The 12,856-nt window shown below is 56.1% G+C and carries 12 protein-coding genes, 1 tRNA gene and 2 pseudogenes; 10 read left to right on the top strand and 5 right to left on the bottom strand.

Annotated elements, in window-relative coordinates:
- Positions 1 to 97 precede the first annotated feature (97 nt).
- Both ROLI_RS05350 and ROLI_RS05355 read left to right on the top strand, forming a co-directional pair.
- On the top strand, positions 98 to 469 hold the full coding sequence (locus ROLI_RS05350; protein ID WP_187429851.1) for a hypothetical protein: 372 nt from the start codon (positions 98 to 100) through the stop codon (positions 467 to 469).
- Positions 454 to 2,010: a recombinase family protein gene (locus ROLI_RS05355; RefSeq protein WP_187429860.1), complete on the top strand. Its 1,557-nt coding sequence runs from the start codon at positions 454 to 456 to the stop codon at positions 2,008 to 2,010. Before ROLI_RS05350 ends, ROLI_RS05355 begins: the two co-directional genes overlap by 16 nt.
- On the opposite strand, the gene ROLI_RS05360 is transcribed toward ROLI_RS05355, so the two are convergent.
- The 3 genes from ROLI_RS05360 to ROLI_RS05370 form a co-directional block, all read right to left on the bottom strand.
- Positions 1,973 to 2,048, bottom strand: a tRNA-Thr gene (locus ROLI_RS05360). The two genes, ROLI_RS05355 and ROLI_RS05360, sit on opposite strands and share 38 nt — an antisense overlap.
- 217 nt (positions 2,049 to 2,265) lie before the next feature.
- Positions 2,266 to 3,360 (bottom strand): Gfo/Idh/MocA family protein, encoded by a 1,095-nt coding sequence (locus ROLI_RS05365; RefSeq protein WP_187429852.1) that lies wholly within the window; start codon positions 3,358 to 3,360, stop codon positions 2,266 to 2,268.
- An 11-nt stretch (positions 3,361 to 3,371) separates the two neighbouring features.
- Positions 3,372 to 4,079 (bottom strand): GntR family transcriptional regulator, encoded by a 708-nt coding sequence (locus tag ROLI_RS05370; protein WP_187429853.1) that lies wholly within the window; start codon positions 4,077 to 4,079, stop codon positions 3,372 to 3,374.
- A 101-nt stretch (positions 4,080 to 4,180) separates the two neighbouring features.
- On the opposite strand from ROLI_RS05370, the gene ROLI_RS05375 reads away from it, so the two are divergent.
- From ROLI_RS05375 to dctP, 6 genes are all read left to right on the top strand, one after another.
- Positions 4,181 to 5,335, top strand: coding sequence for an LLM class flavin-dependent oxidoreductase (locus ROLI_RS05375; RefSeq protein WP_187429854.1), 1,155 nt, complete (start codon positions 4,181 to 4,183; stop codon positions 5,333 to 5,335).
- Positions 5,335 to 6,225: an aldo/keto reductase family oxidoreductase gene (locus ROLI_RS05380; protein WP_187429855.1), complete on the top strand. Its 891-nt coding sequence runs from the start codon at positions 5,335 to 5,337 to the stop codon at positions 6,223 to 6,225. Before ROLI_RS05375 ends, ROLI_RS05380 begins: the two co-directional genes overlap by 1 nt.
- The gene (locus ROLI_RS05385) at positions 6,225 to 6,749 is read left to right on the top strand and encodes a flavin reductase family protein (RefSeq protein ID WP_405048990.1); all 525 of its coding nucleotides are present in this window, start codon (positions 6,225 to 6,227) and stop codon (positions 6,747 to 6,749) included. The genes ROLI_RS05380 and ROLI_RS05385 overlap by 1 nt, the downstream gene beginning before the upstream one ends.
- A gap of 80 nt (positions 6,750 to 6,829) precedes the next feature.
- Positions 6,830 to 7,420 (top strand): TRAP transporter small permease, encoded by a 591-nt coding sequence (locus ROLI_RS05390; RefSeq protein ID WP_187429856.1) that lies wholly within the window; start codon positions 6,830 to 6,832, stop codon positions 7,418 to 7,420.
- On the top strand, positions 7,420 to 8,709 hold the full coding sequence (locus tag ROLI_RS05395; RefSeq protein WP_187429862.1) for a TRAP transporter large permease: 1,290 nt from the start codon (positions 7,420 to 7,422) through the stop codon (positions 8,707 to 8,709). Before ROLI_RS05390 ends, ROLI_RS05395 begins: the two co-directional genes overlap by 1 nt.
- A gap of 25 nt (positions 8,710 to 8,734) precedes the next feature.
- The gene (gene dctP / locus ROLI_RS05400; RefSeq protein WP_187429857.1) at positions 8,735 to 9,793 is read left to right on the top strand and encodes a TRAP transporter substrate-binding protein DctP; all 1,059 of its coding nucleotides are present in this window, start codon (positions 8,735 to 8,737) and stop codon (positions 9,791 to 9,793) included.
- A gap of 118 nt (positions 9,794 to 9,911) precedes the next feature.
- Here dctP and ROLI_RS05405 read toward each other — a convergent pair whose 3' ends face one another.
- Complete coding sequence (locus tag ROLI_RS05405) at positions 9,912 to 10,310, bottom strand: tetratricopeptide repeat protein (protein ID WP_187429858.1); 399 nt, start codon at positions 10,308 to 10,310, stop codon at positions 9,912 to 9,914.
- Between the two features lie 14 nt (positions 10,311 to 10,324).
- Here ROLI_RS05405 and ROLI_RS05410 point away from each other — a divergent pair.
- Together ROLI_RS05410 and ROLI_RS05415 are read left to right on the top strand one after the other, a co-directional pair.
- Positions 10,325 to 11,024, top strand: a pseudogene (locus tag ROLI_RS05410) (IS3 family transposase); the annotation flags it as partial.
- A gap of 39 nt (positions 11,025 to 11,063) precedes the next feature.
- The gene (locus tag ROLI_RS05415; RefSeq protein WP_338469238.1) at positions 11,064 to 11,864 is read left to right on the top strand and encodes a hypothetical protein; all 801 of its coding nucleotides are present in this window, start codon (positions 11,064 to 11,066) and stop codon (positions 11,862 to 11,864) included.
- Positions 11,865 to 11,882: 18 nt separating this feature from the next.
- Here ROLI_RS05415 and ROLI_RS05420 read toward each other — a convergent pair.
- Positions 11,883 to 12,850: pseudogene (locus tag ROLI_RS05420) on the bottom strand (IS3 family transposase); the annotation flags it as partial.
- Positions 12,851 to 12,856 lie beyond the last annotated feature (6 nt).

A 12,856-nucleotide genomic window follows, 5' to 3' on the forward strand; every position in this document is an offset into this window, starting at 1 on the left:
CATAGCTTTTCTGGCACTCTATTCTGTCCCTGCGCTTGGGCGCAAAGACAAAATAACGCTTTGGAAAATAGGACTTTTATCCTATAATGTTCACTTTATGTTCTTGCGCGTGGTGCGTGAAGAAAGGAGGGATCAACAAAGCAAGCCTGCAAAAGGCAGAAAGGAAACGGTCATGACCGATTTACCCCCCAACTTTAATCCTGAGACGGCACCGCCGACACTCTCCATTGATTGGGACGCCTATCTGCCGTTCTTTGAAGACGAGGATATATCAGAGGACGAAAAGCATCAGCTAATCGAGGCCCTCTGGTCTATTGCCGTCAGCTTTGTTGATCTTGGCTTTGGTGTTCACCCTGTTCAACAGGTCTGTGGACAAGCAGACGATCCTCTCAGCGAAACGCCTCCTGATCTGCTATCCTTATGGATGAGCGAACAGGCAGAACAGGAGGACATATGGCGGGATCAGTAAACCAACAACGGGCGGTGATTTACTGCCGTGTCTCTGGTGCAAAGCAGGTCCGTGAAGGTGATGGGCTTGCGAGCCAAGAAACCCGATGCCGTGAATACGCTAAGTATAAAAGCTATGATGTTGTGGACGTGTTCACCGATGATGTGAGTGGTAAGGCCACGACGCGGGTTGGGATGCAAAGCATGCTTGGCTATCTGCATATGAATGCCAGCAAGGGCAGTGAAATTGTCGTCATCATTGATGACATCAGCCGTCTAGCAAGAGGGCTGAACGCCCACCTAGAACTGCGTCAGTCCTTGGCTGGCGCAGGCGGCAAGCTGGAAAGCCCATCGATTGAGTTTGGTGAAGACAGTGACTCGGTACTGGTCGAAAACCTTCTGGCCTCGGTTGCCCAACACCAACGTGAAAAGAATGGTGAGCAAACCAGCAACCGCATGAAAGGCCGCATGATGAATGGCTATAGCGTCTTCTGTTCACCTGTTGGCTATCGCTATCAGCGGCGCAATGGCCATGGCAAACTGTTGGTGCGTGTTGAACCCGTCGCTTCCATCATTCGAGACGTTATGGAAGGCTATGCTTCTGGGCGGTTTGCAAGCATGGCGGAAGTGACGCGCTACCTTGAACAACAGCCTGCCTTTCCAAAGATCGGCGGAACCATCCGCCAGCAGGTGGTGACGGATATGTTCAACCGCGTTCTCTATGCAGGATATATTGAACATGAACCGTGGGGCATCACGCGTCGTAAGGGCCACCATGAGCCTATTGTCTCGCTTGAGGTCTATGAGCGCATCCAAACCCGTAAGGCAGATCGTAAGCTTGCCCCAGCCCGTGCGGATATCAATCAGGACTTCCCTTTGCGCGGAGCGGTGAATTGCGCCTGCTGTGATGCTCCCATGACATCCTGCTGGTCCAAAAGCGGTACAGGTAAGCGTTACCCCTATTATTGGTGCCAGACCAAGACCTGCGACATGTATCGCAAGAGCATCCGTGCAGAAAAAATCGACGCGGCGTTTGCAGAGGTCATGCAATCGCTGGAACCCTCTCAAGGCATGATCGCCGTTTTTAAGACCATGTTGAAAAATGCGTGGAACCAAAGGTTGGCACATGCTGACGCCCAAAAAGGCGATCTCGAACGTGACATCGCGCAAATCGACAAACAACTGGACGGGTTGCTGGTCAGGATTGTCGAAACAGACAAACCAAGCGTGATCGCGGCCTATGAAAAGAAGATCGAAAAACTGGAGACAGATAAGATGTTATTGGCAGATAAAATGGATCAAAACGGTCAACCTAAGCATACCCTCGATGAGATTTTCGAACTTTCTATGCAGTTCCTCGCAAACCCTTGGAATATATGGAAGAACGGCAACCTCACACTCAAGAAAACAGTGTTGAGAATGGCATTCAAGGCACCATTGGCATACGATAAGAATAAAGGATTTCGAACTCCGCAAACCTCTGTAATATTTAGGTTTTTGGATGATCTTACTGAAAAATGTAAAATGGTGCCCCCACACGGACTCGAACCGCGGACCTATTGATTACAAATCAATTGCTCTACCAGCTGAGCTATAGGGGCTTTGCCGGTCATCTATTCAGTTTGGCCACATCGCGCAAGAGGAGAAATTGCGAAACTGTATCAAATTTTGCGTCCTTGCGAGATGGGTTCCTCGAATTGGAATTTGGGCACGCCCGAGCTGACACTGGCAATGCCTAGGCTGGTGAGGAGCTGGAGAAACCGGCGCAATAATGTAAGTTGAAACTCTTTGGAGATCATTGGTGTTCATTAAGCTTGCCTAAAGGTCCACAGCGCGCCTGGTGCTGGCAGAAAGTTGCGCGGCCATGCCCATCTCCACGGCCCAAAGACCATCTTCAAACGAAACTTCGGGGCGCGCGCCTGGCGTTTGGACCAGTTCAAGAAAACCCCTGTGTTGATAGAATGTCGCGCCGTTATGATCACCTGCGGCGAGCAAGGTCTGATCGACAGGGATTTCAAGGATCGTTGGCCGTTTGGGCGTGCGCGGGCTGATTTCCACAACAGGTATCGGAGGGGGGCCCAGATCACCGGGCCAGAACCGCGTGGGGCCGGGCACGAAAGCTTCGATCTTGCCCGCGACACCAACAGCGGAAAGGGTCTCCTGAAACCGCGCACCTTCTGCGAACATGCAAAGTTCAAGCATCGCGCGCTGCCCCCCTTCGAAATCGACGATAACATAGCCGTTGTCGATAATGTCCGGCACCGCACCTCCATAGCATTCATCAAGGTGGTTCACCGATTGCGCAGCACTGGCCATAATGCGGATCGGTTTGCTACCCATCACCAGGCGCATCAGATCAAAGAAGTGGCAGCATTTTTCGACAAAAGTCCCCCCCGTCTGATCGTTGAAGCGGTTCCAGTTGTCCACCTTTTGCAGAAAGGGGAAGCGGTGCTCCCGAATGCTCAACATCCGCACCCCGCCGGTGATGTCCGGCGCGCGTTTGAGCAGTTCTGCAATGGGCGGCATATAGCGATATTCCATCGCCACCCAGATCGGTGCGGGGTAGGTGGCGGCGACGTTTTTCAGACGGGGAATGTCTGCCGGATCTGTCAGGAGCGGCTTTTCCACGAGCAGTGGCAGGGGACGTTTGGCGGCGATTTCGAGCATTTGTTCGGCGTGGCGAAAATTCGGGCTGGTGATTACCAGGCAATCCAATGCGTCCTGTGCCAGCAGATCCTCCAGGGTGTTCACGAAACGGGCCTGCGGGGCAAGGCGACGGGCAATCTCGCGCATGGCGGCGTCGGGTTCGAAGATCACCGTGACCGCCGTTTTCGGCAGCAGCGCGATGTTTTTCAGATGCTCCTGGCCCATCATACCGCAGCCGATCAGGCCGTATCTTGTCGTTTTATTCATACTCTCGATCCCTATTTCAACCGCTGTACATAGACGGATTTTGTCGTGTCAAACCACGTGCGTGAAAACTCTATGGCCGTGGGTTGATCCGCCCAGCTGAACCGTTCGATATAGCCGCAGGCCGTTCGGGGGTGTCCGAAATCAAGCGGTGTCCATGCGGGCAGGGCGCTGATGCTGACGCGATCTTCGGCGCGCGTGATCCAGAAATGCAATTGCTTGAGATAGGTCTGGTAGAGGGAATCGGACAGATCCGCGGTATCCAAAACGCCGACGGCGGCGTCGAGCCAGATTTCTTCCACGGCGATTGCTACATCATTGAGATAGCGGCGTCGCCGGATACGGGTGGCGCTTGAACTGTGGCCAAACGCCGGTAAACCCCTTGGTTTTTGCATGACATGCAGGCCTAACACTTCAGCGCTCGGCAACCCACCACCCGAGAGCAGTTCCAGTCGAAACATTGGATAGGCCCCCGCGGCGGCGGCCGATTTGCGAATGTAGTTGCCCGACCCCTGCACGCGCCGCAGCAAGCCTTTATTTTCCAGCGCTGCAAGGGCTTTGCGCAGCGTCCCGATGGAGGTGCCCAATGTCGCGGCCATCTCGCGCTCGGGCGGCAGGCGTTCCCCATCCAGCAAACGCCCCGCATCGATGTCGCGCGCCAGCAACTCGCTCAATTGCACGTATTTCGGAAGCGCATTGGCATTTTGTGATGATCTGACCATGGGGCGTGGGACCGGGTTTGCGGAATTGATACACTATTGATCTACCACCTTGTGGATGCTATTCAAGAGGAAATGGGTGCAGACCGCACAAAGGGAAACAGATGACGATTGTACCGGTGACCTCAGCGGATTTGGATGCGGCCGAGGTGTCATGGTTTTCCGCACTTTGTTCTGATGACTATCGGTTTCTGGGTGTGCCGGAGGGTGATTTGCGCTCCTCCTGGAAACACTGCTCGGATATCGTGAAGACCGCCGAGGCGCAGGGGTTTCGCAACATTCTGTGCCCCTCCTCCTATCAGGTCGGGCAGGACACTTTGAGTTTTGTTGCGGGCTGCGCGCCGATCACGGATAAGATCAACCTGCTCGCCGCCGTGCGTTGCGGCGAGATGCAACCGATCATGCTGGCGCGCACCATCGCGACGCTGGATCACATGCTCGAGGGGCGTCTGACGGTCAATATCATCAGTTCGGACTTCCCTGGCGAAAAAGCGGAGAGCAATTTTCGCTATCAGCGCTCGCGCGAAGTGGTGGAGATCCTCAAACAAGCCTGGACGCGCGATGAGATCGACCATCAGGGCGAGGTCTATCAATTTGACAAGGTCACGGCGGACCCGGCGCGCCCTTATCAGACGGGTGGGCCGCTGTTGTATTTCGGGGGCTATTCCCCGGCGGCGCTGGATTTATGCGCCGAGCATTGCGATGTTTACCTGATGTGGCCCGAGCCCAAGGACCAGATCGCAGGCCGGATGCAGGCTGTGCATCAACGCGCCGCCGAAAAAGGCCGCACGTTGGATTACGGTCTGCGCGTGCATATGATTGTGCGCGATAGCGAGGCCGAGGCCAAGGAATATGCGGAATATATCGTCTCCAAGCTGGACGATGAACATGGCCGCAAAATCCGCGAGCGGGCGCTGGATGCGACCTCTCTGGGTGTGTCGCATCAGGCGAAAAACCGCGATATTGCCGATGAATTCGGCTATGTCGAACCGCACCTGTGGACTGGGGTGGGGCGTGCGCGTTCGGGCTGTGGGGCGGCGCTTGTCGGCTCTGCGGATCAGGTCCTGTCTGAGATCGAAGCATACCAGAAAATGGGTATCCGCGCGTTTATCTTCTCGGGCTATCCGCATATCGAGGAGGCCGAACATTTTGGCCGCCTGGTGATGCCGCATCTGAAAACCTGCTCCCTGCCGCAGGCCTATGGGCGGGTGCCAGGCGCGCCGCCCCAAACCCCTCTTGCCGCCGGAGACCGCCGCTGATGGACCGCATTGCCCTTTCCGATACATTGACCGTCAGCCGCGTCATTTATGGCATGTGGCGGCTGGCTGATGATGGAAATACCGCGCCGGCTCACGTGCGCGCCAAGATTGACGCCTGCCTTGCGCAGGGCATTACCACGATGGATCAGGCCGATATCTACGGGGGCTATGCCGCCGAAGAAGTGCTGGGCACCTGCCTCAAGCAAAGCCCCGGTCTGCGCGATGAGCTGGAGATCGTGACCAAATGCGACATCGTGGCCCCGATGGGGAAATACAGCGATCGACGGGTGAAATATTACGATACCTCTGCGGCGCATATTGAGGCCTCGGTGGGGGCCTCGCTGAGCCATATGGGGATTGAGCAGATTGATCTGTTGCTTATCCACCGCCCCGATCCGATGATGGATGCCGCCGAGACCGGGGGCGCGTTGGACGGGCTGATCCAAAGCGGTAAGATCCGCGCCGCGGGTGTGTCGAATTTCCGTCCCTGGGATTGGGATTTGTTGCAATCGGCGATGAGCAACCGGCTGGTGACCAACCAGATCGAACTGTCGCTGGCCGCGCGCGACAGCTTTACCAATGGCGATCTGGCCCATCTACAACAACATCGGATCAATCCAATGGCCTGGTCGCCGCTGGGAGGGGGTAGTTTGATGACAGAAAACAGCGCCGTCACGGCCAAGATGGATGACATCGCGGCGGCGCAGGGCGTGGACCGCGCGGCCATCGCCGTGGCCTGGCTGCTCGCCCATCCTGCTGGCATTTTACCGGTGATGGGCACGAATAATCTGTCGCGCATCGCCCGTTGCAGCGATGCGTTGAAAGTCGAGATCGACAGGCAGACCTGGTTCGAACTCTATGAGGCTGCAAACGGGCATGAGGTCGCATGATGGCAGATGGAACACGGCAGATCGGCCAGATGCACAGCTTTGCACCCGGCCCACAGACGCAACGCCCGTTTCGCGACGCGCTGGGGCAATTCGCCACCGGCGTCACCATCGTGACCGCGCAAACCGCGCAGGGGCCCATCGGGATGACCGCCAACTCCTTTTCCAGCATTTCGCTGGAGCCGCCGTTGGTGATGTGGAGCCCGGCGAAAGCCTCCAGCCGCTATGCGCATTTTATCCAGGCACAGCATTTCGCCATCCATGTCATGGCATATGAGCATGAAGACACCGTGTTGAAATTTGCGAAATCCGGGCAGGCCTTTGAGGGTCTGGACGTCGAGATAAATGCACAGGGTGTCCCAATTTTGAACGACTGTCTGGCGCGGTTTGAATGCGCTACCCACCGGGTCCATGATGCGGGCGATCATTCGATCGTTCTGGGCCGGGTCTTGTCGGCGGCTTCCCGGGAGGGGGAGGCGCTGATTTTTTGCCAGGGCCGATTCAGGCAGTTTGACAAACAGGCCTAAAAGGCCAACCAATGAAGGGTACGGGGAAAACCCGTGCGCAGTGATCCGGAATAACCGGACACAAGGGAGGAGGCTCCGATATGGGAGCATTGCTGGCGGTGATGACACCGCTCCGGCTGGCCAATGAGGTGCTGCTGACGCTTGGGCGTGCCATTGGCGTATTTGCAGTGGCCGCGATGGTCGTGGCGATCCTGGTGCAGGTCTTCTTTCGATATGCGCTGAACAATGCGTTGCCCTGGCCGGATGAGGCCGCGCGCTTTTGCATGATGTGGATGACCGGGCTGATGGCCCCGACGGCGTTTCGCCGCGGTGGGTTCGTGGCCATCGACACGCTGGTGCGCTTGCTGCCTGCGCGCTTGGGCGCAGTGATCACGCTGCTTTTGCTCTTTCTAAGCCTCGGCGTCTTGATCGTCGCGGTACAGATCGGATGGTCCGAAGTCACCGGATTTGCCGGGCGCTTTGCCACGGCGTCGCTCTTTGTCCCGATGGATTTCGGCTTTGAAACCTGGCTTCGGGTGCCGCGCAGCTGGATGATGGCCTCGCTTTTGGTTGGCATCGTGCTGCTGATTTCGGTGAATGTCGAATTGATCCTGCGCGCGATAGTGACGATGATGGGCGGTGAAGACCGCCTTCCCGCGATTGCGCTGTCTGAACAAGTGGGAGCCGAATGATGCTGGTCTGGTTCCTCCCGCTCTTCCTGATCTTCCTGTTGATCGGTCTGCCGGTGTTTTTTGGCCTTCTGGCCGCCCCTGGTATTTTGCTCTGGCTGAATGGTCAGGAAAAAGACATCACGCTGCTTTACCGTAACGTTTACAATGGGATGGATAGCTTTCCCTTGATGGCGATCCCCTTCTTCATGCTCGCGGGCGAGTTGATGAACAAGGGCGGCATCACCATGCGGCTGGTGGAATTTGCCCAGGCCATGATGGGGCATTTTCGCGGCGGGCTGGCGCATGTGAACATCCTCTCCTCCATGCTCTTTGCGGGGCTATCGGGCTCTGCTGTGGCAGATACATCCGCACTTGGCTCCATGCTGATCCCGGCGATGGAAAAACAGGGCTACACGCGTAAATTTGCCGCCGCCATCACCGCTGCAAGCTCGGTGATCGGTCCGATTATCCCGCCTTCGGGGATCATGATTATCTATGCCTATGTGATGGGCGAAAGCGTTGCGGCATTGTTTTTGGCGGGTATTGTGCCGGGCATCATGGTCGGCCTCGGCCTGATGCTGATGGTCAAATTACAGGCGGATAAATACGACTTCCCCGTGGCCACGCAGAAACATACCTGGGGCGAGCGCGGGCAGGCGAGCCTCAAGGCGTTCTTTCCACTGCTGACGCCCGTGATCATTCTGGGCGGTATCCTGGTGGGTGTCTTCACCCCGACGGAAGCCGCCGCCGTTGCCGTGGCCTATGCGCTGGTCATCGGCCTATTCGTGATGCGCACATTGAAATTCCGCGATTTGCCGGAGGTTCTGAACCGCGCCGGCATCACATCTGCCGTGGTGCTCTTGCTGGTCGGTGCCGCCATGGCTTTCAAGACCGTGGTCAGCCTCAGCCATGCGCCCGAAGCCATGGCCGAATTCGTGCTCAGCCTGACAAGCAATCCGCTGATCCTGCTGTTCCTGATCAACCTGTTGCTGTTCGTGGTCGGCATGTTTCTGGACGCGGGGCCGGCGATCATCATTCTGGGGCCGATCCTGGGGCCGATCTTTGTCAGCCTTGGCGTCGATCCAATCCATTTCGCGATCATCATGAGCGTTAATCTGACCGTGGGGCTTGCGACACCGCCGATGGGGTTGGTGCTTTTTGTCGCCTCCTCGGTCTCAGGCGAACGCGTCGAGGCCATTTCCAAGGCGATCCTGCCGTTTCTGGCGGTGGAGATCGCGGTCATATTCCTGATCACATATATCCCCGCCATATCCATGACCATTCCGCGACTGACGGGCTTTGCAAATTAATGACAACTCAACGGGAGAGAGCTTAATGCTTGGAAACACACTGAAAACCTTGACCCTTGCCGCCTTTCTGGCGGGCACTGCGATGGCGGCGACCGCAGCGGATTTCAAAATCCGCGCCACGGCGAATTCGAATGAGAACGACGAAGACTATGATGGTCTGGTTGTCTTCAAGAACTACGTCGAGGCCGCCTCCAACGGTGCCATCGAAGTGGAGCTTTTCATCGGTACGCAGCTGTGCGGTAACGGTGCGGAATGCCTGCAAGGCGTGGCGGATGGGACAATTGATATTTATGTGTCGACCTCCGGCGGCGCATCTGGGATTTTCCCATATGTTCAGGTGCTTGACCTGCCGTACCTGATGGCGGATGACCGGATTGCCGAAACCGTGCTGTCGGGCGATTTCACCCGCAAGATGCGCGCGATGGCACTCGAGGATTCCGGTGACACGATCCGTCTGATGACCATCGGCAACACCGGCGGCTGGCGCAATTTTGCCAATACTAAACGCCGCGTTGCGGAACCTGCCGATATGGCAGGGTTGAAGATCCGCACCGTGGTCGCCGATCTGCCGCAGGAGTTGGTCAAGGCATTGGGTGCCGCCCCGACGCCGATCCCGTGGCCGGAACTCTTTACCTCCTTCCAGACCGGTGTGGTTGAAGGCTCCAAGAACGGGATCACCGACATCATGAGCATGAAATTCCCCGATGCGGGTCTGAAATACGTGACGCTGGACGGGCATGCCTATATGGGCGCGCTGTGGTGGATGAATAACGCCAGATTCCTGGAAATGCCCGAGGATATGCGCCGCGTTGTGGTCGATGGGTTCTATGCGCTGCAACAAGCAACTTTTGCCTCGCCCAAGCGCAAATCCATCGAGGCTTACGAGCAGTTCGTGGCCGAAGGCGGGGACCTCTATGTGCCCACACCAGAGCAGAAAGCGGCCTTCAAAGAGGGCGCGGCCCCTGTGTTTGACTGGTTCAAGGCCAACGTCGGACGCGGCGAGGAAATCTTCGATGCGCTCTCGACCGCTGTTGCCGAGGCCGAAGCCGAGGTGGGCGAAGCCCGTAACGCTGACCTCAACTGATCCGCATGAAGAGGGCCCGCCCAATGGGCCCTCTCCTCCGCTTCATTGTTCCAAAAATATGCCCTGCGGCGAGGGTTAATCCAAATGCAACGCATATGCAGGCACTTCTTGGGTCATATTAACGGAATGGATACATCCAGACCTTGTAATCAGCGACCAGAACATGCGCTTTTTCGATCTCCTCCGGCGTCATTTTCTTGTCGACCTCTTCAAGGCTGATCACGGCGTCGGGATCACCGCCAATCGCCGAGAGCGTATACCACTTATAAGCGCGCACCAGGTCCGGGCTGGGCAATCCGCGCCCGACCTCATAATACCACCCGACACCGGATTGCGCGCCCGGATGACCCTTCATCGCCGAACGCAGATACCACTCGAAGGCGCGCACGTCATCGCGCGCCACCCCAAGCCCCATCGTATAGATGACGCCAATCAATTCCTCCGCATCCGCATTGCTCGAGCGCGCGGCGGGCCACAGCGCGGCGTAGGCCTCCTCGAATTGCCCGGCCTCCATCATGTCACGCGCCTCTTCGGTTTGGGTGCCGCCGCATCCACGTGATGATTGCGCGGGAGGGCTTTGAGGTGAACCACAAGAAAGTGCGGCGCATCTATCGTGAAGAGAGAAGCTTCAGGTGTGTCGCAGGGGTGGCAGGAAGCGCGCGTTGGGAACGAGGAAGCCAATGGCATTGCCCAACGGACCGAACCAGCATTGGTCGTTGGATTTCGTGTCTGACGCGCTGACAGATGGACGTCGGTTTCGCATTTTGGCAGTTGTCGATGGCTTCAGCCGCGAGAACTTGGTGCTGGTGGCCGACACGTCGCTGTCTGGTCAACGGTCGCGCGTGAACTGGATCAGATCATTACTGAACGCGGCATGCCAACGACGATTGTATCGGACAACGGTACCGAGTTCACCAGCATGGCGATCCTCTCAAATGGGTTCAGGATACCGGCATTGACTGGCACTATATCGCGCCCGGAAGGCCCCGGCAGAACGGTTTCATTGAAAGCTTCAACGGCAAGCTGCGCCCCTCTCGTGCATGTAAACATGCACTGCCGGGCAGTGGATGAATGCCTCAACGAAACGCTGTTTGGTGCTTTAGGCGATGCTCGCAAAACGCTCGAGGAATGGCAGGAGGATTACAACTGGCAAAGACCACATTCAGGCTCGGGCAACCTGACCCCGATGGAATTCTCGCACAGAAAGGCGATGGACAAAATGGCCGCCTAACGCCAAAGATCTAACCCAAAGGATTCCGCGCAAAGCCGGATGAGACTTGGGGATCAGGGCAAGGTTGCTGCAGCTCTCTTCAGAAATTGGCAGAAAATTGCTGAATCCAATCGACTCTTTTTACAAGCAACACGCGTTTTCCCTTTCTCGGCTGCAAGTATTACTGGTCTTACGAATGGGGGATATAACCGGAGGCTGAGAGAGTTTCTGCGGGTAGAGAATATAGGCGATGAGGAAGCGGGCGTGTCGAGCCATATGATAAGAAAGCTCTATGCCAACTTTGCTTACATTACGGATCCGCGCCTTGTCGAAGTGCTGCGTGTTCAATACGGCCATTCATCGTTGGCGATGACCTATCAGTACACCCACAATCCTAAACAGCTTGACGCAGTAGGTGAAGTCGAGCGTGCTTTGACGCTGCGACGAATGAAAGAGCTTATACATGGTGAACCGGTCGCTGGTAGAGCTGCTTCTGCACTTGCCATAGATAACGAATTCCAGCAGTTGAAGGCCGTAACGAAAGATGGCGGCCAACAAATTTGGATCGAAACCGAAAAATGGATTCAGAAACACGACCTGCGCTTTCACGAATGTTCTCATGGAGGATGTTTAAATGTTGCTCCATCCGAGATGCGTTGCAAAGAACTAAACGATACGCCGGAGTACTTGGATGATCATGAACCTGATCTAAGCAATCGCTCAGCGGGAACATGCATCGGCTGCAAAAATTTCATCATGATGAGCTCACACAGAGCTTTCTGGATCGAACGATATCGAGTGGGTAAGCAATTCATGGAGAGAGTTGGTCTTACTTTTCCGACCAGTTTGCAGCCTTGTTAAGATGGATCAGGGTTTCATTTAGGCTGCCAATCTCATTGGTTCTGTTTTGCTGACATAGGCCTCATTGGGGGTCAATATGCCGCGGGTCGAATGTGGGCGCTCAGAGTTGTAATAGGTCAGCCATTTGCTGATCCCCGCCCGCATTTCTGAACCCGCCTCAAAGGCGTTCAGGTAGACGCATTCGTATTTCAGTGATCGCCAAAGCCTTTCAATCATGCGATTGTCCCGCCAGGCAGCTTTGCCATCTATTACCGTCAGTGCATTGCGTAGCAATGTCACGAGAGGCATGCTGATCTTGATCTTTGCATCCGTGAGCACGTCGATCCAAGCACCACTGGTAAATTGGCTGCCTTGGTCCGTATTAAATATCTCTGGCCTGCCGTGCTTTGCCAGTGCCTCTTTCAAGGCTTCAACGCAGAAGTCCGCGTCCATGCTGTTGGACAACCGCCAAGCAAGGGCTTTGCGACTGTACCAATCCATGATTGCCACCAGATACAGAAAGCCACGCCGCATCGGGATGTAGGTAATGTCAGCACACCATACCTGGTTCGGGCGGTCGATCACGGCTTTCCTAAGCAAATACGGCCAGATCTTATGCTGGGGATGTTTCTTGCTCGTGTTGGGTTCCTGATAGATCGGGACCAAACGCATGAGCCGCATGAGAGGGCGCACGCAATGGCGACCGCATTTGTGGTTGTTGCGTTGCATGCACCGCGCCATTTGACGTGACCCCTACCATGGCGTTTCGAGGAATTGCTTATCCCCTCTCGGGATCATGCTTCGCATAACCCTGCCGGGCAGTGAATGATTTCCATGAACCGTAGGTTCTCAGCGCTCTCCCCCTTCGGTTCATAGTACAAGTGGGATCGGGTCAGCGTCAGCAGCTTGCATTGACGGCGTACACTCAGCTTGTGCTCCTTACTCACCATTTTTGCCTCGCGTCCCGAGCAACTGATGCGAGGCATCCACTGCCCGACAGGCGCATGCGCAGC

It is taken from the genome of Roseobacter fucihabitans, from assembly GCF_014337925.2.
Lineage (GTDB): Bacteria > Pseudomonadota > Alphaproteobacteria > Rhodobacterales > Rhodobacteraceae > Roseobacter > Roseobacter fucihabitans.

Bases quoted from the DNA above. Each gene is read 5' to 3' on its own strand.
- ROLI_RS05355 (WP_187429860.1), top strand. From the start codon at position 454: ATGGCGGGATCAGTAAACCAACAACGGGCGGTGATTTACTGCCGTGTC.
- ROLI_RS05380 (WP_187429855.1), top strand. From the start codon at position 5,335: ATGGACCGCATTGCCCTTTCCGATACATTGACCGTCAGCCGCGTCATT.
- dctP (WP_187429857.1), top strand. From the start codon at position 8,735: ATGCTTGGAAACACACTGAAAACCTTGACCCTTGCCGCCTTTCTGGCG.
- ROLI_RS05370 (WP_187429853.1), bottom strand. From the start codon at position 4,079: ATGGTCAGATCATCACAAAATGCCAATGCGCTTCCGAAATACGTGCAA.
- ROLI_RS05405 (WP_187429858.1), bottom strand. From the start codon at position 10,310: ATGATGGAGGCCGGGCAATTCGAGGAGGCCTACGCCGCGCTGTGGCCC.
- ROLI_RS05350 (WP_187429851.1), top strand. From the start codon at position 98: ATGTTCTTGCGCGTGGTGCGTGAAGAAAGGAGGGATCAACAAAGCAAG.
- ROLI_RS05415 (WP_338469238.1), top strand. From the start codon at position 11,064: ATGAGACTTGGGGATCAGGGCAAGGTTGCTGCAGCTCTCTTCAGAAAT.
- ROLI_RS05385 (WP_405048990.1), top strand. From the start codon at position 6,225: ATGGCAGATGGAACACGGCAGATCGGCCAGATGCACAGCTTTGCACCC.
- ROLI_RS05390 (WP_187429856.1), top strand. From the start codon at position 6,830: ATGGGAGCATTGCTGGCGGTGATGACACCGCTCCGGCTGGCCAATGAG.
- ROLI_RS05395 (WP_187429862.1), top strand. From the start codon at position 7,420: ATGCTGGTCTGGTTCCTCCCGCTCTTCCTGATCTTCCTGTTGATCGGT.
- ROLI_RS05365 (WP_187429852.1), bottom strand. From the start codon at position 3,360: ATGAATAAAACGACAAGATACGGCCTGATCGGCTGCGGTATGATGGGC.
- ROLI_RS05375 (WP_187429854.1), top strand. From the start codon at position 4,181: ATGACGATTGTACCGGTGACCTCAGCGGATTTGGATGCGGCCGAGGTG.